The sequence below is a fragment of the Mesorhizobium sp. LMG17149 genome (assembly GCF_024518695.1).
In the GTDB taxonomy this organism is placed as follows: domain Bacteria; phylum Pseudomonadota; class Alphaproteobacteria; order Rhizobiales; family Rhizobiaceae; genus Mesorhizobium.
In genome coordinates this window covers 238,875-256,796 of record NZ_JANIFL010000008.1, presented here as the reverse complement: position 1 = coordinate 256,796, position 17,922 = coordinate 238,875, and the positions used below count along the sequence as shown (strand labels likewise).

The 17,922-nt window shown below is 62.6% G+C and carries 20 protein-coding genes and 1 tRNA gene; 8 read left to right on the top strand and 13 right to left on the bottom strand.

Annotation, left to right across the window (positions count from 1 at the left end; all coding sequences use genetic code 11):
- The first annotated feature begins 150 nt into the window (after positions 1–150).
- Positions 151–501 (top strand): hypothetical protein, encoded by a 351-nt coding sequence (locus tag NP945_RS20860; protein ID WP_127809083.1) that lies wholly within the window; start codon positions 151–153, stop codon positions 499–501.
- Positions 502–573: 72 nt separating this feature from the next.
- Here NP945_RS20860 and NP945_RS20855 read toward each other — a convergent pair whose 3' ends face one another.
- Both NP945_RS20855 and NP945_RS20850 read right to left on the bottom strand, forming a co-directional pair.
- Positions 574–810 carry a hypothetical protein gene (locus NP945_RS20855; RefSeq protein ID WP_013529265.1) on the bottom strand — a complete coding sequence of 79 codons (237 nt, stop codon included), beginning with the start codon at positions 808–810 and terminating at the stop codon, positions 574–576.
- A 124-nt stretch (positions 811–934) separates the two neighbouring features.
- Complete coding sequence (locus tag NP945_RS20850; protein ID WP_127268025.1) at positions 935–1,849, bottom strand: DUF2865 domain-containing protein; 915 nt, start codon at positions 1,847–1,849, stop codon at positions 935–937.
- Between the two features lie 317 nt (positions 1,850–2,166).
- Between NP945_RS20850 and NP945_RS20845 the strand changes: the two genes are divergently transcribed.
- Entirely contained in the window at positions 2,167–2,379 is a 213-nt protein-coding gene (locus NP945_RS20845; RefSeq protein WP_023810978.1) for a hypothetical protein, read from the top strand.
- Positions 2,380–2,393: 14 nt separating this feature from the next.
- Here the strand turns inward: NP945_RS20845 and NP945_RS20840 are convergent, their stop codons facing one another.
- The 7 genes from NP945_RS20840 to NP945_RS20810 all read right to left on the bottom strand — a co-directional run bounded on the left by NP945_RS20840 (position 2,394) and on the right by NP945_RS20810 (position 6,125).
- A complete protein-coding gene (locus NP945_RS20840; RefSeq protein ID WP_128308833.1) occupies positions 2,394–2,762 on the bottom strand; it encodes a hypothetical protein in 369 nt (122 codons plus the stop codon).
- A gap of 293 nt (positions 2,763–3,055) precedes the next feature.
- Positions 3,056–3,883, bottom strand: coding sequence for a glutathione S-transferase family protein (locus NP945_RS20835; protein ID WP_127320621.1), 828 nt, complete (start codon positions 3,881–3,883; stop codon positions 3,056–3,058).
- Between the two features lie 22 nt (positions 3,884–3,905).
- Positions 3,906–4,487, bottom strand: a complete 582-nt coding sequence (locus tag NP945_RS20830) for a VOC family protein (RefSeq protein ID WP_127381342.1) — start codon at positions 4,485–4,487, stop codon at positions 3,906–3,908.
- A 271-nt stretch (positions 4,488–4,758) separates the two neighbouring features.
- Positions 4,759–4,935: a Flp family type IVb pilin gene (locus tag NP945_RS20825; RefSeq protein WP_127320620.1), complete on the bottom strand. Its 177-nt coding sequence runs from the start codon at positions 4,933–4,935 to the stop codon at positions 4,759–4,761.
- A 179-nt stretch (positions 4,936–5,114) separates the two neighbouring features.
- Positions 5,115–5,189: transfer RNA gene (locus NP945_RS20820), tRNA-Glu, on the bottom strand.
- Between the two features lie 90 nt (positions 5,190–5,279).
- Entirely contained in the window at positions 5,280–5,687 is a 408-nt protein-coding gene (locus NP945_RS20815; RefSeq protein ID WP_127395797.1) for a VOC family protein, read from the bottom strand.
- A 54-nt stretch (positions 5,688–5,741) separates the two neighbouring features.
- The gene (locus NP945_RS20810; RefSeq protein WP_127268031.1) at positions 5,742–6,125 is read right to left on the bottom strand and encodes a fimbrial protein; all 384 of its coding nucleotides are present in this window, start codon (positions 6,123–6,125) and stop codon (positions 5,742–5,744) included.
- 28 nt (positions 6,126–6,153) lie between these two features.
- On the opposite strand from NP945_RS20810, the gene NP945_RS20805 reads away from it, so the two are divergent.
- Positions 6,154–7,194: an RluA family pseudouridine synthase gene (locus NP945_RS20805; protein ID WP_256747405.1), complete on the top strand. Its 1,041-nt coding sequence runs from the start codon at positions 6,154–6,156 to the stop codon at positions 7,192–7,194.
- A gap of 190 nt (positions 7,195–7,384) precedes the next feature.
- On the top strand, positions 7,385–8,296 hold the full coding sequence (rpoH, locus tag NP945_RS20800) for an RNA polymerase sigma factor RpoH (protein WP_127268033.1): 912 nt from the start codon (positions 7,385–7,387) through the stop codon (positions 8,294–8,296).
- Positions 8,297–8,440: 144 nt separating this feature from the next.
- On the opposite strand, the gene NP945_RS20795 is transcribed toward rpoH, so the two are convergent.
- From NP945_RS20795 to NP945_RS20780, 4 genes are all read right to left on the bottom strand, one after another.
- Entirely contained in the window at positions 8,441–9,313 is an 873-nt protein-coding gene (locus NP945_RS20795; protein WP_256747404.1) for an MBL fold metallo-hydrolase, read from the bottom strand.
- A gap of 140 nt (positions 9,314–9,453) precedes the next feature.
- Positions 9,454–10,113, bottom strand: coding sequence for a peroxiredoxin (locus tag NP945_RS20790; protein WP_127260439.1), 660 nt, complete (start codon positions 10,111–10,113; stop codon positions 9,454–9,456).
- Between the two features lie 219 nt (positions 10,114–10,332).
- Positions 10,333–10,698 (bottom strand): cell division protein ZapA, encoded by a 366-nt coding sequence (locus NP945_RS20785; RefSeq protein ID WP_023810969.1) that lies wholly within the window; start codon positions 10,696–10,698, stop codon positions 10,333–10,335.
- An 11-nt stretch (positions 10,699–10,709) separates the two neighbouring features.
- A complete protein-coding gene (locus tag NP945_RS20780) occupies positions 10,710–10,982 on the bottom strand; it encodes a DUF4164 domain-containing protein (protein ID WP_013529251.1) in 273 nt (90 codons plus the stop codon).
- Positions 10,983–11,245: 263 nt separating this feature from the next.
- On the opposite strand from NP945_RS20780, the gene tkt reads away from it, so the two are divergent.
- The 4 genes from tkt (at position 11,246) to pgk (ending at position 17,854) form a co-directional block, all read left to right on the top strand.
- Positions 11,246–13,237, top strand: coding sequence for a transketolase (gene tkt / locus NP945_RS20775; protein ID WP_256747403.1), 1,992 nt, complete (start codon positions 11,246–11,248; stop codon positions 13,235–13,237).
- A 154-nt stretch (positions 13,238–13,391) separates the two neighbouring features.
- On the top strand, positions 13,392–14,402 hold the full coding sequence (gene gap, locus NP945_RS20770) for a type I glyceraldehyde-3-phosphate dehydrogenase (RefSeq protein ID WP_023810967.1): 1,011 nt from the start codon (positions 13,392–13,394) through the stop codon (positions 14,400–14,402).
- Between the two features lie 218 nt (positions 14,403–14,620).
- Entirely contained in the window at positions 14,621–16,510 is a 1,890-nt protein-coding gene (locus tag NP945_RS20765; RefSeq protein WP_127271761.1) for a potassium/proton antiporter, read from the top strand.
- A gap of 147 nt (positions 16,511–16,657) precedes the next feature.
- On the top strand, positions 16,658–17,854 hold the full coding sequence (gene pgk, locus NP945_RS20760; RefSeq protein ID WP_127322155.1) for a phosphoglycerate kinase: 1,197 nt from the start codon (positions 16,658–16,660) through the stop codon (positions 17,852–17,854).
- Positions 17,855–17,922 lie beyond the last annotated feature (68 nt).

Here is a 17,922-nt window from a genome sequence, read left to right as displayed (position 1 = left end):
ACCAAGGCCGAACCCTCCTCCGCGGTTCGTCGGCAAAATGTGCCCGAGAAGCATTAAGGATCCGCTAACCTTAACGGTCAGTTAGCTTCATTCCGCCCGGTTGTCGGCGGGGTCGAACCCGCTATATAAGCAACGGCAGGGGTATTGCTGATGCTTGGACGGATTGTGCCTTTTTTCATGGGGCTGGCGCTGCTTTTCGGCGGCGGTTGCTCGCGCAGTTATGACGGCACGGTCGTCATCCCGAGGCCGCTCGATGTCCGGCGCTTCTGGGACCGGCCGCCACCGAATGTCGACTATGGGCAAGCCGAGGTCGAAAACGGCGCTTTTCCGGTGGCGCCGCAGCCGCCCCGGCGTTTTTCCGAGCGCAAGGTCAGCCATGCCGCACCGAAACGGCACCAGACGAGGTTGCCTGCGTCGGCGTCCCTATCGGCGCCGGCGAAGTCGCTGACCTGCAGGAACATCAGCGAGCCTGGCAAGAGAGCTCGCATGGTCTGCGATTAGATTGGAGCTTGGTCCTAAAAGCGGGATTCGGTCAAACAAACACGATCCGCGGATAGCTCGGCGAACGGGCTTTCACAGGGAAGCAGCGCCTTTTTTCGGCTCCTTCGCTCCGAGCTTGTCGAGTGCAAGACGAACCTGACGCAGATCTTCCTGCCAACCGTCATCGTCGTCCATTGGACCCTCCGAGGCAGCCCGCTGCAACCCACGCGCCTCGGATTCGATCTCGCGCAGTTCGGCGATTTTCTGTTCGGTGGTCAGCGAGTCGTCTTCGACGATCTCCAGCACCCGCATTTCCCTGAACGTAGCCATGGCGTTCCTCCCGGCTGATGTCGATCACAACGCCGTGAGCGCCCCTCTGTTCCAGACGGATCGCGCAGCCGCATAGCAGCAGGCACGCCGCCGCCGGTGATCGCAAATCGGGGAAGACCGGCGATCATTCGGCCGGGAAAAATGCCGGGCCGACCAAGCGCACCGGCCGCTCGCCGGCCTCGATCGAAAGGTGCTGGGCGGCACCTGGGGCTTCGGCATCGATCCCGGGGACGGCCGCAACCGTGCCGAGATCCGGCTTCGCCGTCGGCAACGGAATAATGGCGTTGCGCATGTTGGCGGGCGTCACGGTCCTGGCTCGCAGTTCGGTGACCCGCTGGTAGTAGCGCTTGACGTCGCATGCCTTGAAATTCGCATCATCGCGATATCTGAAGGCTGCCGGCAGCTCGGTATAGGGTTTGCGCGTGTCGAGCGCGGTCATCTGGTCGGTTTCGAGGCTGGCGTCGTTCAACGTGTAGAGGTCGACGCCGGGGTCATCGCAGATGTAACGGCATTGATCGACCGTCTCCTTCAGATCGCCGCTGGCGGCGAATTGCGACTTTGGCGCCGGGAAGAAATATCCGTCCGACAGACGCACGCAAAACAGCATCGCATTGCCGGCGAACGTGGTGCTCGCCGATTGGGTGCTGGGCGCGGCGCGCACAGGCCGTTGCTTTGCCGAAGGCGCACAGCCAAGCGCGACGAGGCGCGCCTGCAGGCCCGCTGTGTCGCGGCCCGAATTCCCAGCGGCAGCAATCCGGCGCTGCACATCCGAGCGGCTCCTGGCGAGATCGGCGCAAGCGTTGAAGAGACCACCAAGCGAACTCTTCGCCGTGCACTGGCGCTGTCTCTCGATAGTCTGGATGGCTGCAAGTTGCCGGCGCAACTGGGCAAGCTCCGGGCTCGCCCCGCCGCTGCGGCCAGCCGAAAGCAACTGGCTTCTGATCGCGCCGCAGCTGTCCGCGTAGGACGAAAGCGTACCGAACAAAACTGCCGCCAGCGAAATAAATGCGATCACCATGGAAGGCCAGAAACGGATCATCGGGACAACTGGTCCTTTTTGCGGAGAACCTGGAATTTAGAGTCCATGACTTCAGAAAGCTTCGGCTACATGAGTAGTTCCTAATAATCTAACGAATTTCGACATGAATGACCTATTGTCTATTGTACTACGTCACCTCATGTAAATTCGATATTACATTTTTATTTCAAGATTGAGACGAACCTCGAAAGAAAGCGCAAGCCTGACCATCGCCGAGGACCTGCAGCGCAACGGACCAAGATCAATGCGCCATTATCGCCAGGGGTTCGAAACCTTTGTCGGGCCTTCCGCGTTGAAGGACCAAAGGGAGAACGCAGATGTCGATCCACTTCACCGTCTCCGACCTGACAAGAAACCTGTTTCACTCGCTGGGGCTGGACCAGCGCGCGCCAAGGCCACTCAATCCCGAGCAAAGCCTGTTGCTGGAATGCTATCTGGCCGGCCAGGTTCCTGAATCAGCCTGGAGCGACTACGTCTTCGAGACGCCCGATCTTGCCCGGCATGCCGAGGCCAGGCGCAGTCACCACTGACCCGACAACGAGGCTTACTTGGGAGAGGCGAATTGCAACGTAAACACGTTGCCAGCGATCCCTTGCGCCAGCTTCGCCGAGAAAGTCAGGGGCAGGCAATCCTGCAGGGCCGCTGTCGCGGCATCGACAAACGTTTTCTTCGATTTGGCATCACCATCCACTTTAATGGCCGTCGGCCTCGGCGGGCCGATCAGCGTGCCGTCCCGCTTGAAGCTGAAGCTCAAGGTGACGCTGGCGGTCCCGGCGTCCGCCGGCGGTGTCCAGCATGCCTGGATCGCTGCCCCGACATCGTCCATAGTGTTGAGTTCGGCTGCACTCGAAGCATGGACAGCGGCCGCCAGCATCACGCCCGCAACCGCAATCCGTCTCGCAACGCTTTTCATCGCCAGCCCTCGTCTCATGCCTGACCGACAATCCATGCCGGACTGCCAAAATGGATGGTAGGGCCAACGCCGGCAATGACAATATCTCTCGACAAAAGTTGACGCCAAAAAAGCGACACTGGACGAGGCCTGCGTGCCAGATCGCACTTGGCGATGGCGTGCGAACAGCAAAAAGGCCGGCATTGCGCCGACCTTTCCTATCGCTACGACGTTCTGCGCCAGTACATCCGTGGTCGCGGGCCGAAAGCGAATTGCCTGCAGTAGACAGGGCTTTGGTTAACGAATCCTTAACCTCAGGCCTTGGCCTGCGACTTCACATGGGCGATGTAGCCGCGCACATCGCCGGCCGGCTCGCTATAAGCCTTGCCGAGCGTCTTCTCGATCGCCGCCACATAGTCCTTCGCCCACTTGGGCAAAGCATAGTCGACGACGGCCAGGAATTCGAGCGTCGCCGCCAGGCGGATATCGGCGATGGACGGGTTCTTGCCGCCGATGAACGGCTTGCCGTCCCTGAAGAAGCTGTGAAACACTTCGAGCGGCTCGGCGATCGCCGCCATCGCCGCCTTCTGGGCCTCCGACTTCCTGTCGGGGTGCGCGTCGCTGTGGCCGACCTCGCCGGCATATTGTGGGAAGCCGAGCGCCGGATAGGTGGCGCGCGCCACATAAGGGTAGAGCGTACCGATCAGGTAGAACATGGCACTGTCGACCATCGCCCGCTTGGCCGGCGCCTTCGGATAGAATTTCTCCAGCCCGTGCTTGTTGGCGAGATACTGCATGATGGCGCAACTTTCCCACAGCACGCCTCTGGGGAGGCCCTTGTCCTCGATCATCGGTGTCAAATGGGCGGGATTTCGCGCCATGAACTCCGGCGAACGGGTGTGGCCCCAGGCATCGGTCTCGGCATGGTCGAAACCGGCCGCGCGCGCAAACACCCGCACGGTCATGTTGTTGACGCTGGGCTTCAGCATGCTGAGCTTCAACGCCGGCTTCTTGGCCGGCTTGGCCTTGGGCGCGGCTTTTGCCGTCGCCTTCACCGCAGGCTTGGCGGCCGCCTTGGCTTTTGGCTTTGCCGCAGCTTTCGCCGCGGATTTCCCGGCAGTCTTCGTCGCTGTCTTGGCCATCTTGTTCCTCCCTCTGGTCTGTTCAGTATGGGTTCTTCGGCGCCCGATCGTCCGACAAGGTGGCGCGGGAACGCTCGACGAGCGCCTGGATCGCATCGGCGAGATGCACTTCGGCGATGTTGTAGTCGCCGCGCGCGACCCGCAGCCTGTGCGCTTCCATCAGCACATCGGCGTGGGTGAAGCCCGCTGGCGGTTCGAAGCGGTAGGACGCCAACTCGATCAGCAGGCCGAGCGGATCCTCGAAATAGATCGAATCCATGAAACCGCGATCCTTGACGCCGCTGTGCTTGATGCCGCGCTCGTCAAGACGGGAGACCGCCTGCAGGAAGGTGACGCGCGACACCGAAAAGGCGATGTGGTGGACACAGCCCGGATCGGTCGGCGTGCGCCGCTTCTCCGGTGTGCGGCTCTCGTCGGTGAAGATGGTGATCAGCCGGCCGTCGCCGGGATCGAAATAGAGATGGCTTTCCCTCGGCTTGTCGAGGTTGGGCTGTTCGAAGACGAACGGCATGCCGAGCACGCCTTCCCAGAAATCGATAGAGGTCTGGCGCCCGGCGCCGACCAGCGTGATGTGATGAACGCCCTGCGACTGCAGCTTCTGCATTGGCATTCCTCCCCCACGGCATCAACTGGCCGTCCGGGCAGCGCGGCGTTCTGCGCGCCGCCGGAGCCGCACCTCAGGATCCGTGACGTGATGCTAATGCAAACAGGGCCGCAGCGCCAGAAGCGACGAACGCGGCGACGCAACGGATAAGCCGGATGATTGAGAGTGCGCCGTCCTTCCGATGCCCGGCATCGGAAGGACGTACACGCTACGCTTTTGGAGGCTGAGGGTCGACGATCCGGCCGACGGCCGACCGAATTGAGGTACCGACTTACGAGCCGCTGCTGTTGACCGTAGTGCCGACGTTCGTGAAGATCCCGTTGAGCGAATTGCCCAGCGCCCCGGCGCCGGTGATGATCGCCAGCGCGATAAGAGCCGCGATCAAGCCATACTCGATCGCGGTCGCGCCCGACTCGTCCCAAGCGAAACGACAGGCTATTTTCTTCATGTCGACCTCCTACAGCTACTAAAGCGACAACTAATATATCGTCGTGAGTTGCGGGGGCGTTAAGGTTCTCGGTTTCGGGTCCGTTAACATTTGCCAGACGAATGAAATGAAGGCCAGTATCGAGGGTCGTCGACTTCAGAAATGAAATCGGCGGCATCCTGCAAATTTGTCGAAAAACTTGGTACGCCCAAGGGGAATCGAACCCCTGTTCCCGCCGTGAGAGGGCGGTGTCCTGACCGCTAGACGATGGGCGCGTTCAAGAACCGGCGATATAGGCTGAGCGCTGGGAAAAAGCAACTGGGCTTAGGCCGCTTTCCCTTGCCGAGGAAAAGCCGGCCGTCAGCCTATCGTTTTGGTTCGATCAGATCCCAGAGATTCCCATGCAGATCGGCGAAAACCGCCACCGTGCCATAGGGCTCGAAGCGCGGTGCTTCGCGGAATTCGACGCCCTTCTCCAGCATCGCCGCATGGTCGCGGGCAAAGTCGTCGGTTTCCAGGAACAGGAAGACACGCCCGCCGGTCTGGTTGCCGATGCTCTGCCTTTGCGCCTCGTCGGACGCTTCGGCCAGAAGCAGCCTGGCGCCCTGCCCGTTGGCCGGCGCCACCGTGATCCAGCGCTTGCCGCCGCCGAGATCGACATCTTCGACGAGCAGGAAGCCCAGCCGCTCGACATACCAGGCAATCGCCTCGTCATAATTGGCAACGACCAGGGCGACCGTGGCGATGCGGCGATGCTCGGCGAACCCGCTCATGCCTGAGGCTTGCTCATTGGCCTGCTGCCGTTCATCGTTGCGGCTCGGTCACGGTCACTTGTTGCGGATCGCAAAGCGGCCGATCAGGCGTCGCTCGGTGATGTCGTAGACGAAGATCGTGCGGCTGCCATCGGCAAGCTCGGCGTCGATCGAGACACGATTGCCGGACAGCGACTGGCTGACCACCGTGGCGCCGACCGGCAGCACGATGTCGCCGTTGACCGGTTCGCCGGCGGGTGTCTGGATATCGCCGGCCAGCGGCGGGTTCGCCGGCGGTGCATTGCGCGCTTTGTAGACAAGGGCGCCGATCACCACCATAAGGGCGAGGAACAGCAGGCCGAGATTGATCCCGACGAAGCGGACGAGTTTCCTGCGCACCTTTTCGACCTCGGGGTCGAGCGGCTTATCCTGGTCTTCTTCGGCGATCGGGCTGGCCATGGCAAAACAGTTCCGGAACGGTTTTTCAATGAGCGCTCATAGCGAAGAGGCCCCTGAATTGATAGAGGCGGAACCGACAGTGCTGGTGGCGGGCGCGGATGCGGCCGGCCTGCGCCTCGACCAGTGGCTGGCCGCAAGCCTTGGCCCGGACATGTCACGCAGCCGCGTGCAGATGCTGATCAGGCAGGGCGCGGTCTCGGTCGACGGCAAGCCCGTCGACGAGACCAAGCGCAAGATGGCGCCGGGCGAGAGCGTGTCGGTTACCATGCCGGAGCCGGAGCCGGCGGAGCCGCAGGGCGAGAACATCGCACTCGATGTACTCTATGAGGACGACGAACTGATCGTCATCAACAAGCCGGCCGGGCTTGTCGTGCACCCCGGAGCGGGCAACTGGACCGGCACACTGGTCAATGCGCTGATCCATCATTGCGGCGACAGCCTTTCAGGAATCGGGGGTGTGCGCCGGCCGGGCATCGTCCACCGCCTCGACAAGGAGACCAGCGGCGTCATGGTCGTCGCCAAGACCGACCGCGCCCACAAGTCACTGTCCGAGGCTTTCGCCGATCACGGCCTGACCGGCGACTTGGAGCGTGCCTATCTGGCGCTGGTCTGGGGCATACCGCAGAGGCCGACCGGAAGGGTCGACGCGCCGCTCGGCCGCGCCGCCGACCGCGTGCGCCGTGCCGTGGTGCCGGAAGGACGCGACGACGCCCGCCATGCGGTCACCCACTTCGCCGTGCAGGAGCGCTTCGGCGAGAGCCAACAGGAGTTCGCCACGGCCAGCCTGGTCGAATGCCGGCTGGAGACCGGCCGCACCCACCAGATCCGTGTCCACATGGCGCATATCGGCCACCCGGTGATCGGCGACCCCGATTACGGCCAAGCCTTCCGCACCAAGGCCAACCGGCTGCCCGAACCGCTGAAAAGCCAGGTCAAGGCATTTCCCCGGCAAGCTTTGCATGCCTGGCTCCTTGCATTTCGGCACCCCACTACCCATTTAACGATGAGGTTCGAGGCGCCGTTACCGAGGGACATTGAGGAACTCGTCGGCGGCTTCCGCAAGCTCTGAACTCGCCATCAAAAAACCTGACTGACATTGTTCACTTCAGCGTGACACACTGTTTCGTGTTGAACAAATGCCTGTCTTTTCTGGTTTTGTTCCTGTATAAGATCTGATGTCGCGGGCGAGCCTTTTGGTGCTCGCGTCAAATGCCCGCCGCGTTTCGGGGGCATCACTCCAATAGAGAGGGGGCGCTATCATGGCCCAGTCACTACCCAGTATCGTTTCCGGCGAAGGCGGCCTCAGCCGCTACCTGGAAGAAATCCGCCGCTTTCCCATGCTGCAGCCGCAGGAAGAGTACATGCTCGCCAAGCGTTATGCCGAGCATGAAGACACCTCCGCTGCGCACAAGCTCGTCACCAGCCACCTCAGGCTCGTTGCCAAGATCGCCATGGGCTATCGCGGCTATGGCCTGCCGATCGGTGAAGTGATCTCGGAAGGCAATGTCGGCCTGATGCAGGCTGTCAAGAAATTCGAACCCGAGCGTGGCTTCCGCCTCGCGACCTATGCCATGTGGTGGATCAAGGCCTCGATCCAGGAGTACATCCTGCGCTCGTGGAGCCTGGTCAAGATGGGCACGACCGCCAACCAGAAGCGCCTGTTCTTCAACCTGCGCAAGGTGAAGGGCAAGATCCAGGCGCTCGACGACGGCGACTTGAAGCCCGACCAGATCACCGAGATCGCCACAAGGCTGAACGTTTCCGAAGCCGAAGTGGTGTCGATGAACCGCCGCCTGTCCGGCGACGCCTCGCTCAACGCCCCGATCCGGGCCAGCGAAGGCGAATCCGGCGAATGGCAGGACTGGCTGGTCGACGACCACGAAAGCCAGGAAGAGATGCTGATCGAGCAGGACGAGCTGGAAAACCGGCGCGGCATGCTGTCGGGCGCTCTTGCCGTGCTCAACGAGCGCGAGCGGCGCATCTTCGAGGCCCGTCGCCTCGCCGAAGAGCCGCTGACGCTGGAAGAGCTGTCGTCCGAGTTCGACATCAGCCGCGAGCGCGTGCGCCAGATCGAGGTGCGCGCCTTCGAGAAGGTGCAGGACGCGGTCAAGGCCGCCGCCAAGCGCCAGACCCAGGCGCTGCGCACGATTGAGGCGCAGCCGGCGGCGTAAGGTTAGCTAAGGCAACAAAAAATCAAGGCGGCGCCAGGAAACCTGGCGCCGCCTTTTTTGTGGCTGATTGGGAGTTGGCGAAAACGGGGGCGACAGCCAATCTCCCCCGCAAGGGTCGAGATTGGCAGCTTCACCAACGGCCCCTCAAAGCCCGTCCAGCGGAAACTTCAGGTATCGCCGGCCATTGGCTTCGGGTTCGGGCAGCCTCCCGCCATTCATGTTGACCTGCAGCGCATGCAGGATCAGCCTCGGCATCGGCAGCGTCCTGTCGCGCGCCTCGCGCAGGGCGACGAACTCGGCCTCGCTGCGGGCGGCGGCAAGATGGGTGTTGGTCGCCTTCTGTAAGGCGACCGTGCTTTCCCACAAAGGTTCGCGGCCGCCGGCCTGATAGTCATGGCCGACGAACACCCGCGTCTCGTCCGGCAACGCCAGTATGTCCTGGATCGAGCGCCAGAGCCGCGCGGCACTGCCGCCGGGAAAGTCCGTCCTCGCCGTGCCGCTGTCGGGCATGAACAGCGTGTCGTGGATGAAGGCGGCATCGCCGATCACATAGGTGATCGAGGCCAGCGTGTGTCCGGGCGAGAACAGCACCTTGACCGGAAGGGTACCCACTTGGAAGGTTTCGCCTTCTCTAAACAGCCTGTCCCACTGCGAACCGTCGGCGGGAAAATCCGGCCAGTTGTAGATCGCTTTCCACAGTTTCTGGACCTCGATGACCCTGTCGCCGATCGCCGTCGGCGCGCCGGTCTTCTCTCTCAAGTAATGCGCCGCCGAGAAATGGTCGGCATGCGGATGGGTATCGAGGATCCATTCGACGCTCAGTCCCTGCTCGCTGACGAAGTCGAGCAGGACATCGGCATTCGTCGTTGCCGTGGCACCGGATTTCTCGTCGAAATTGAGGATCGGATCGATGATGGCGCATCGCTTCGTCGCCTGGTCGGCGACGACATACTGGATGGCGCCGGTCGGCTTGTCATAGAAGCCGCTGACCTGCGGCCTGGCCAAAGCTACGTCCAATTCCGGCTTCCCCAACTCCCGGTCGCCAGGAATGATTTTCTCTGACGACACCCGAGAGGAGCATGGTTGTCCGCTCGGGTGAGCCAGTCAAGTATCCTTTCGCTCGCGGCGACAGGAAAGCCAAAAACTGTTCCGAGCGGTCAGGCCGACGGCTGCTTGGTCTTCCGCAGATACGGCAGGATGGTCTCATAAGCGCCGAAGCGTTTGATTGCATCCTCGTTGGAAACGGCCGCGGTGATGATCACGTCCTCGCCCTGCTTCCAGTTTGCCGGTGTCGCCACCTGATGCTTGGCGGTGAGCTGCATGGAATCGACCGCGCGCAGGATCTCATCGAAATTGCGCCCCGTGGTCATCGGGTAGGTCAGCACCAGTTTGATCTTCTTGTCCGGTCCGATGACGTAGACCGAGCGCACTGTGGCGTTGTCGGCGGGCGTGCGGCCCTCCGACGTCTCGCCGGCACCGCCCGGCAGCATGTCGTAGAGCTTGGCGACCTTGAGGTCCTTGTCGCCGATCAGCGGATAGTTCACCGAATGACCGGTCGCCGTCTTGATGTCGTCCTGCCACTTGCCGTGACTTTCGACCGGATCGACCGAAATGCCGATGATCTTGACGTTGCGCTTCTTGAACTCGCCTTCGAGCCCCGCCATCGTGCCAAGCTCGGTCGTGCAGACCGGCGTGAAATTCTTCGGGTGACTGAACAGGATCGCCCAACCGTCACCAATCCAGTCATGGAATTTAATCGTCCCTTGCGTGGTCTCGGCGGTAAAATCCGGCGCAATGTCGTTGATACGAAGGCTCATTGTACATCTCCCCTGTAAACGGAACCGTCGGCAGCGAGGAACGGCACGCGGCAACCCACGCCGCCATCAAGCTGTCCCGCCCGGCATCGTTGCATCTTAGCGCAAAAATCGTGGCTGCAAGATAATATGAAACTCTTGTCGGCGGCAGGCGAGCATTTTTATGCTGCCGAATGCGCGGCGCGCGATGAGAGCCTGGGGCTGGACAGGAAAGGTTCTGTCTCAGCTCTTGTTGACCGCCAGTGTCACAGTCAAGTCTTCCATGCGCTGTGCCAGCGCGCCGAGCGCGTTGGTGAGCACGCTATCGCTCTTGTCGGCCTTGGTCAGAGCCTCGTCGCGGGTCTTGCGCAAGGTCAGCACTTCGCTTTCCATGCCCTTGACGCGTTTCTGCAACTCCGAGAGTTCATCCATCACCATGATGCCGGCCATAACGGTCAGCCGCTGATCGCCGATCTCGCCGAACGAGTCCTTCAGGTGTGAAACATAGCGGTCGAAGCGTTCGGCAAGGTCGATCAGATGCTCTTCCTGGCCCTCGTCGCAGGCCATGCGATACTGCTTGCCGTCGATTGAAACCGTGACCTGTGCCATCGGGCCAGCTCCTATCTGTCCAACACGGCGCGGATGGTTTCCATAGCAGTCACCAAACGTCGCGAGACTTCCTTGTTGGCATCTTCCAGCCGTTCGGCGCGCGCTTCGGAATTGTCGAGTTCCTGCGCCAGCCGCGAGCGGTCGGCGTTCATCCGCTGCACCTCGGCCTCGGCTTCGGAGTAGTCGCGTTCATGCTCTAGCTTGGCCGCGACGGCGTTTTCCAGCCCCTCGATGGCTTTGCCCAGCCTCGCGATGACTTCCTTAAGTGTGGCTTCCCCGGTCATGGCCTTCGTCCTGTGCCCTGCCCATCACCGAATCGTTCACGTTCAGAACGCGTTATCTCTGAAACATTAGGCACCGGGTGAAGGCAACGTCAACAAAGCTCTCGCGACTGTCCCCCGCTAACGCTAATGTAGGCCCGCCGCCGGCATCACAAGACCGGCAAATGTGCACCCGATTTGTTGACTAAAAGCCCGCGCCTGCTATGTGTCGCGCACCCTTTTCAAGGGCTCTCCCAAGCCCCCAAACCCCCACTTCTGGAGGAACCATGACGTCGCGTGAACAACATGACCGGATGGCCAATGCGATCCGCTTTCTTTCCATGGACGCCGTCGAGAAGGCAAATTCCGGCCATCCCGGCCTGCCCATGGGCTGCGCCGACATCGCCACGGTGCTGTTCACGCGCTTCCTGAAATATGATCCCAAGGCCCCGCACTGGGCCGACCGCGACCGTTTCATCCTGTCGGCCGGCCATGGCTCGATGCTGCTCTATTCGCTGCTGCATCTGACCGGCTACGAAGACATGACCCTCGACCAGATCAAGCACTTCCGTCAGTTGGGCTCGAAGACCGCCGGCCATCCCGAATACGGCCATGCCGCTGGCATAGAGACGACGACGGGGCCGCTCGGCCAGGGTCTCGCCAATTCGGTCGGCTTCGCGCTCGGCGAGCGCATCATGAATGCCGCCTTCGGCAACGATCTCGTCGATCATTACACCTATGTGCTGGCCGGCGACGGCTGCCTGATGGAAGGTGTTTCCCAGGAAGCCATCGCGCTTGCCGGCCATCTCAAGCTCAACAAGCTGATCGTCTTCTGGGACAACAACGACATCTCGATCGACGGTCCGGTCTCGCTGTCCGACAACACCGATCAGGTGGCTCGCTTCCAGGCCTCCGGCTGGAATGCCAGCCACATCGACGGCACCGATCCGGAAGCCATCGCCTATGCCATCGAAGCCGCCCGCCATTCCGACAAGCCGACCATGATCGCCTGCAAGACGACCATCGGCTTCGGCGCGCCGACCAAGGCCGGCACCAACAAGGCGCACGGCTCCCCCCTTGGCGCCGACGAGATCGCCGGCGCGCGCAAGTTCTTCAACTGGGATTCGCCGCCCTTCGAGATTCCGGCCGACATCCTCGACGCCTGGCGCACCGCCGGCAAGGCCGGCGTCAAGGCGCGTGCAGACTGGGAAGGCCGCCTGGCCAAGGCCGATGCCAAGCTGAAGGCTGAGTTCGAGCGCCGCATCAGCGGCAAGCTGCCGTCCAATTTCGACGCGGTCATTGCCGATTACAAGAAGAAGCTGTCGGCCGACAAGCCGAAGGTCGCCACCCGCAAATCCTCGGAAATGGCGCTGGAGGTCATCAACGGCGCCGTGCCGGAAACCATCAGCGGCTCCGCCGACCTGACCGGCTCCAACAACACCAAGACCAGCCAGACCAAGAACATCACGCCCGACGACTACGGCCAGCGTTATGTCCACTACGGCATCCGCGAACATGGCATGGCGGCCGCCATCAATGGCTTGACGCTGCATGGCGGCCTCATCGCCTATGGCGGCACCTTCCTGTGCTTCTCCGACTATGCCCGGCCGTCGATGCGTCTGGCTTCGCTGATGGGCATCCGCTCGATCTTCGTCATGACCCATGATTCCATCGGTCTGGGCGAAGACGGCCCGACCCACCAGCCGGTCGAGCATCTGGCCGCATTGCGCGCCATTCCCAACCACAATGTCTTCCGCCCGGCCGACGCCGTCGAAACCGCCGAATGCTGGCAGATCGCCCTTGAGTCGGAAAAGACGCCGTCGACGCTGGCGCTGACACGCCAGAACCTGCCGACGGTACGCAACGAATTCGTTGCCAGGAACCTGAGCAGCCAGGGTGCCTATGAGCTGGCTGCCGCCAGCAGTGAAGCGGCGGTGACGATCTTCGCCACCGGCTCCGAGGTCGAGATCGCGCTCGGCGCCCGCGACCTGCTGGAAAAGCACGGCCATCCCACCCGCGTCGTCTCGGTGCCCTGCTTCGAACTGTTCGACCAGCAGAGCGACGACTACCGCAAGAAAACGATCGGCAACGCGCCGATCAAGATGGCGATCGAGGCCGGCATACGCCAGGGTTGGGATCATCTGATCGGCTCCGACGGCATCTTCGTCGGCATGACAGGCTTCGGCGCCTCGGGCACGATCGAGCAACTCTATCCGCATTTCGGCATTACCGCCGAAGCCGCGGCCAAGGCGGCGGAAGCCCGCCTGCATACCAAGTAGGTTCAAGGTTCGGCGAAATCGCGAAAGGCGGACTCGCCGGGCTGGCCCAACTTAATCGATTTAAATCCACGCCACTGCGGCTGGATTCTTTCTGCTTCCACCGCTATGAAACTGCGGACCCCTCATCCGCCCTCCAACTCCCAGGGAGAGAATTATGACCGTCAGAGTTGCCATCAACGGATTTGGCCGCATCGGCCGCAACATCCTGCGCGCCATCCATGAATCCGGCCGCAAGGACATCGACGTCGTCGCCGTCAACGACCTCGGCCCGGTCGAGACCAATGCGCATCTGTTGCGCTACGACAGCGTGCACGGCCGCTTCCCGCATGAAGTTTCGGTTTCCGGCGATCAGATCACCGTCGGCAAGGAAACGTTCAAGGTCACCGCGATCAAGGATCCGACGCAGCTACCGTGGAAGGAACTCGGCATCGACATCGCGCTCGAATGCACCGGCATCTTCACCGCCCGTGACAAGGCAGCGGCACACCTGACCGCCGGCGCCAAGCGCGTCATCGTTTCGGCCCCTGCCGAAGGCGCCGACCTCACCGTCGTCTACGGCATCAACCACGACCAGTTGACCAAGGATCATATCGTCATCTCGAATGCCTCCTGCACCACCAACTGCCTGGCGCCGCTGGCAGCCGTGCTGCATGAGACGGTCGGCATCGAAAAAGGCATGATGACGACGATCCATTCCTACACCGGCGACCAGCCGACGCTGGACACCATGCACAAGGATCTCTACCGCGCCCGCGCCGCTGCCCTGTCGCAGATCCCGACCTCGACGGGTGCCGCCAAGGCGATCGGGCTGGTGCTGCCCGACCTCAAGGGCAAGCTCGACGGCATCTCGATCCGCGTGCCGACTCCGAACGTCTCGGTCGTCGACTTCAAGTTCATCGCCAAGCGGTCGACCACGGTGCAGGAGATCAACGACGCGGTGATCGCCGCCTCCAACGGCAAGCTCAAGGGCATTCTCGGCGTCACCCATCATCCGAACGTGTCGATCGACTTCAACCACGATCCGCGCTCCTCGATCATGGCGCTCGACCAGACCAAGGTGATGGACGGCAACTTCGTGTCGGTGCTGTCCTGGTACGACAATGAATGGGGTTTCTCCAACCGCATGGGCGACACATCGGTCGCCTTCGGCAAGACCATCGCCTGATCACAAAGCTTTCTTTTCGAGACTTGGAACGCCCGGCTTTGCCCGGGCGTTTTTCATGAGCGCAGCTTGCGCCTTCCCAATTTGTGTCCTGCGCGCCAAAACATCTGAAAATCAGCGGCATAGGCCAAAAAGCCACCCTGCCGCCTTGCACTGGTCACGTCTTCGCCCCACTCTCTCGCAAAGCAGGAGACAGACGAATTTGAGGGGCTGATTTCAGGATGGAGCATGCGATCTATCTCGTCACGCTGGTCGGCACAGCGCTTGTCGTCGCCGCCGCGTTTTCGAGCCTGATCGCCTTCCGCTTCGGCGCCCCTCTTCTGCTCCTGTTTCTCTGCATTGGCCTCGCCACCGGCACCGACGGACTCGGCATCCAGTTCGACAACGCCCGCATCGCTTATTTTGCCGGCTCACTGGCGCTGGCCGTCATCCTGTTCGATTCCGGTTTCGGCACGCCGCTCAATGCCTTGCGGCAGGCTGCGGGCCCGGCCTTGTCGCTGGCGACCTTCGGCGTGCTTGTCACCACCGGCCTGTTCGGCGTCGCCGCCCATTATCTGCTCGATCTCACCTGGCTGGAATCCTTCCTGCTCGGGGCTGCCGTCGCCTCCACCGATGCGGCGGCCGTGTTCTTCCTGCTGCGCGCCGGCGAGATCAATCTGCGCGAACGCGTGCGCTCGACGCTCGAGGTGGAATCCGGCACCAACGACCCGATCGCCATCTTCCTGACCATCACGCTGGTAGAGATCATCGCCGCCCACGCCAACCCCGAAACCAATGTCCTGGTCACCAGCCTGTTCCTCGGCTTCCTCCTCAACATGGGCCTTGGCGCTGTCGTCGGCGTGCTCGGCGGCCTCGCCATCGTGCGCCTCGTCGACCGGCTCAATCTCGACCACGGCCTGCTGCCGATCTTCGTGCTGACCTTGTCGCTGATGGTGTTTGCAGCCGCCGGCGCCATTGGCGGCTCGGGCTTCCTGGCGGTCTATATCGCCGGCCTCATCTCGGGCAATTCCGATATCCGCGCCGTCACCATCCTCAAGCGCTTCCAGGACGGCATGTCATGGCTGGCACAGATCATCATGTTCCTCATCCTCGGCCTGTTCGCGACGCCGTCGCAGTTCCCGGCGATCATGGTGCCGGCGGTGCTGCTCGGCCTGTTCCTGATGTTCATCGCCCGTCCGATCGCGGTCTGGCTCTGCCTGATCCCGTTCCGTCTGCCGCGCCCCGAGGTCGCCTTCGTCTCCTGGGTCGGCCTGCGCGGCGCGGTGTCGATCCTGCTCGCCATCACCCCGCTGCTGGGCGGGCTGGAAAACGGCCGTGTCATCTTCAACACCGCCTTCATCATCGTACTCGTGTCGCTGGTCATCCAGGGCTGGACAGTCGGACCGCTGGCGCGCCGCCTCGGTCTGATCGTGCCGGCACGGCTCGGACCGCTGGACAAGGTCGAGCTGGAACTGCCGGGCTCGGCCCATCACGAGCTTCTTGCCTATCGCGTTGCACACGGCAGCCCGGTGGCGCGCGGCGAGCGCATCCCACGCTGGGCGCGACCCTCGCTGGTGTTGCGCGACGGCCGCTCGATGCGCTTCCAGGACATGGGCCGGCTCGCCGCCGGCGACCAGGTCTACATTTTCGTGCCGGACCGCTATCCGCGCCTGCTCGACAAGCTGTTCGCGAGCCGTGCAGTGGTCGATCCCGAGGATGCCGATTTCTTCGGTGCCTTCGCCGTCGACCCCGCGCGCTCCGCCGCTGAACTGGAAGCGGCCTATACGCCAGGCCTGACCGAAGCGGAGCAAAAGCTCACCGTTGGCGCGCTGGTCACGGCGCGGCTCGGCGGCCATGCCGAATACGCCGACCGCGTCCTGCTCGGCCCGATAGAACTGATCGTCCGCGACGTCGACGACAAGGGCAAGATCATAGGCCTCGGCCTCTCGTTCGAGCCGACCGCGCCGGTGGCGCGGGTGCCGGTCTTCCTCAGCGCCGGCGAAATCGGCGATCGTCTTTCCGCCTTCATCCGCAACTGGCGCAAGCCGACCGAGACGCAGGAGGCCGAGGCGCGGGCGGACGAAAAGCAGGCCCCGGAGCCAGCGCCGGAAAAGGCAGCAACCGAAAGCTGACAAACCCGCTATTGAGCGCTGCCATTCATCCGCCCCGCCGGTGCAAGATCGTGCCCACTTCAAAATTTCGGTTCGAGCGCGCCCTAAGCCTTGCATCGACACCGATGCGGGGTATGGTCCCCCGGTTTTTCGCGAAAGGAACCCCGCATGGCCGCCTTCAAGACACTCGACGATATCGGCAACATCAGCGGCAAGCGTGTGCTGGTGCGCGTCGACCTCAACGTGCCTGTCACTGAGGGCAAAGTCACCGACACCACCCGCATCGAACGCATCGCGCCGACCATCGCCGAGCTGTCAGGCAAGGGTGCCAAGGTCATCCTGCTCGCCCATTTCGGCCGACCCAAGGATGGCCCCTCGCCCGAATTCTCGCTGGAACCGATCGCCAAGGCGACAGCCGACGTGCTCGGCCGCCCCGTCGGTTTCGCCTCGGATTGCGTCGGCGACACGGCCGGAAGCGCTGTCGCCGCCATGAACAAGGGCGACGTGCTGCTGCTCGAAAACACCCGCTTCTACAAGGCCGAGGAGAAGAACGATCCGGCCTTCACGGAAAAACTCGCCGCCAATGGCGATATCTTCGTCAACGACGCCTTCTCGGCCGCGCACCGCGCGCATTCTTCGACGGAGGGGCTGGCGCATCTGTTGCCGGCTTTTGCCGGCCGCACCATGCAAGCCGAGCTTGAGGCGCTGGAGAAGGGCCTGGGAAAACCGGTTCGTCCGGTCGTCGCCATTGTCGGCGGCGCCAAAGTCTCGACCAAGATCGATCTGTTGATGAACCTGGTGAAGAAGGTCGATGCCCTCGTCATCGGTGGCGGGATGGCCAACACCTTTCTTGCCGCGCGTGGCACCAATGTCGGCAAATCGCTGTGCGAGCATGATCTCGCCGCGACCGCCAAGCAGATCATGATCGAGGCGGCCGAGGCCGGCTGCGCCATCATCCTGCCGGTCGACGGCGTCGTCGCCAAGGAGTTCAAGGCGGGCGCGGAATGCGAGACCGTCGCCATATCGGACGTGCCGGCCGACGGCATGATCCTCGATGTCGGCGCCAAAACCGTGACGGCCATCGGCGAATGGATCGACCGCGCCGCGACACTGGTCTGGAACGGCCCGCTCGGCGCCTTCGAGATCGCGCCCTTCGATCATGCGACGGTAGCGGCTGCCAGGCACGCGGCGTCGCGCACCAAGGAAGGCAGGCTGGTCTCGGTCGCAGGCGGTGGCGATACGGTCGCGGCGCTCAACCATGCCGGCGTCGCCGACGACTTCACCTATGTCTCGACCGCCGGCGGCGCTTTCCTGGAATGGATGGAAGGCAAGCCGCTGCCCGGTGTCGATGTGCTGAAGCGCTGAGGCTCCGCGGCGATCAACACTCGGAGAGCAAACAAGGCTGCCCGAGGCTTTCAATCGATTCGAGCTTT

Coding starts and splice junctions, on each gene's coding strand:
- NP945_RS20825 (WP_127320620.1), bottom strand. CDS start 4,935: ATGAAGAAAATAGCCTGTCGTTTCGCTTGGGACGAGTCGGGCGCGACC.
- NP945_RS20860 (WP_127809083.1), top strand. CDS start 151: ATGCTTGGACGGATTGTGCCTTTTTTCATGGGGCTGGCGCTGCTTTTC.
- pgk (WP_127322155.1), top strand. CDS start 16,658: ATGGCCGCCTTCAAGACACTCGACGATATCGGCAACATCAGCGGCAAG.
- NP945_RS20845 (WP_023810978.1), top strand. CDS start 2,167: ATGTCGATCCACTTCACCGTCTCCGACCTGACAAGAAACCTGTTTCAC.
- NP945_RS20785 (WP_023810969.1), bottom strand. CDS start 10,698: ATGGCACAGGTCACGGTTTCAATCGACGGCAAGCAGTATCGCATGGCC.
- tkt (WP_256747403.1), top strand. CDS start 11,246: ATGACGTCGCGTGAACAACATGACCGGATGGCCAATGCGATCCGCTTT.
- NP945_RS20835 (WP_127320621.1), bottom strand. CDS start 3,883: ATGGCCAAGACAGCGACGAAGACTGCCGGGAAATCCGCGGCGAAAGCT.
- NP945_RS20815 (WP_127395797.1), bottom strand. CDS start 5,687: ATGAGCGGGTTCGCCGAGCATCGCCGCATCGCCACGGTCGCCCTGGTC.
- gap (WP_023810967.1), top strand. CDS start 13,392: ATGACCGTCAGAGTTGCCATCAACGGATTTGGCCGCATCGGCCGCAAC.
- NP945_RS20855 (WP_013529265.1), bottom strand. CDS start 810: ATGGCTACGTTCAGGGAAATGCGGGTGCTGGAGATCGTCGAAGACGAC.
- NP945_RS20790 (WP_127260439.1), bottom strand. CDS start 10,113: ATGAGCCTTCGTATCAACGACATTGCGCCGGATTTTACCGCCGAGACC.
- NP945_RS20805 (WP_256747405.1), top strand. CDS start 6,154: ATGAGCGCTCATAGCGAAGAGGCCCCTGAATTGATAGAGGCGGAACCG.
- NP945_RS20810 (WP_127268031.1), bottom strand. CDS start 6,125: ATGGCCAGCCCGATCGCCGAAGAAGACCAGGATAAGCCGCTCGACCCC.
- NP945_RS20765 (WP_127271761.1), top strand. CDS start 14,621: ATGGAGCATGCGATCTATCTCGTCACGCTGGTCGGCACAGCGCTTGTC.
- NP945_RS20850 (WP_127268025.1), bottom strand. CDS start 1,849: ATGATCCGTTTCTGGCCTTCCATGGTGATCGCATTTATTTCGCTGGCG.
- NP945_RS20840 (WP_128308833.1), bottom strand. CDS start 2,762: ATGAAAAGCGTTGCGAGACGGATTGCGGTTGCGGGCGTGATGCTGGCG.
- NP945_RS20780 (WP_013529251.1), bottom strand. CDS start 10,982: ATGACCGGGGAAGCCACACTTAAGGAAGTCATCGCGAGGCTGGGCAAA.
- NP945_RS20830 (WP_127381342.1), bottom strand. CDS start 4,487: ATGCAGAAGCTGCAGTCGCAGGGCGTTCATCACATCACGCTGGTCGGC.
- rpoH (WP_127268033.1), top strand. CDS start 7,385: ATGGCCCAGTCACTACCCAGTATCGTTTCCGGCGAAGGCGGCCTCAGC.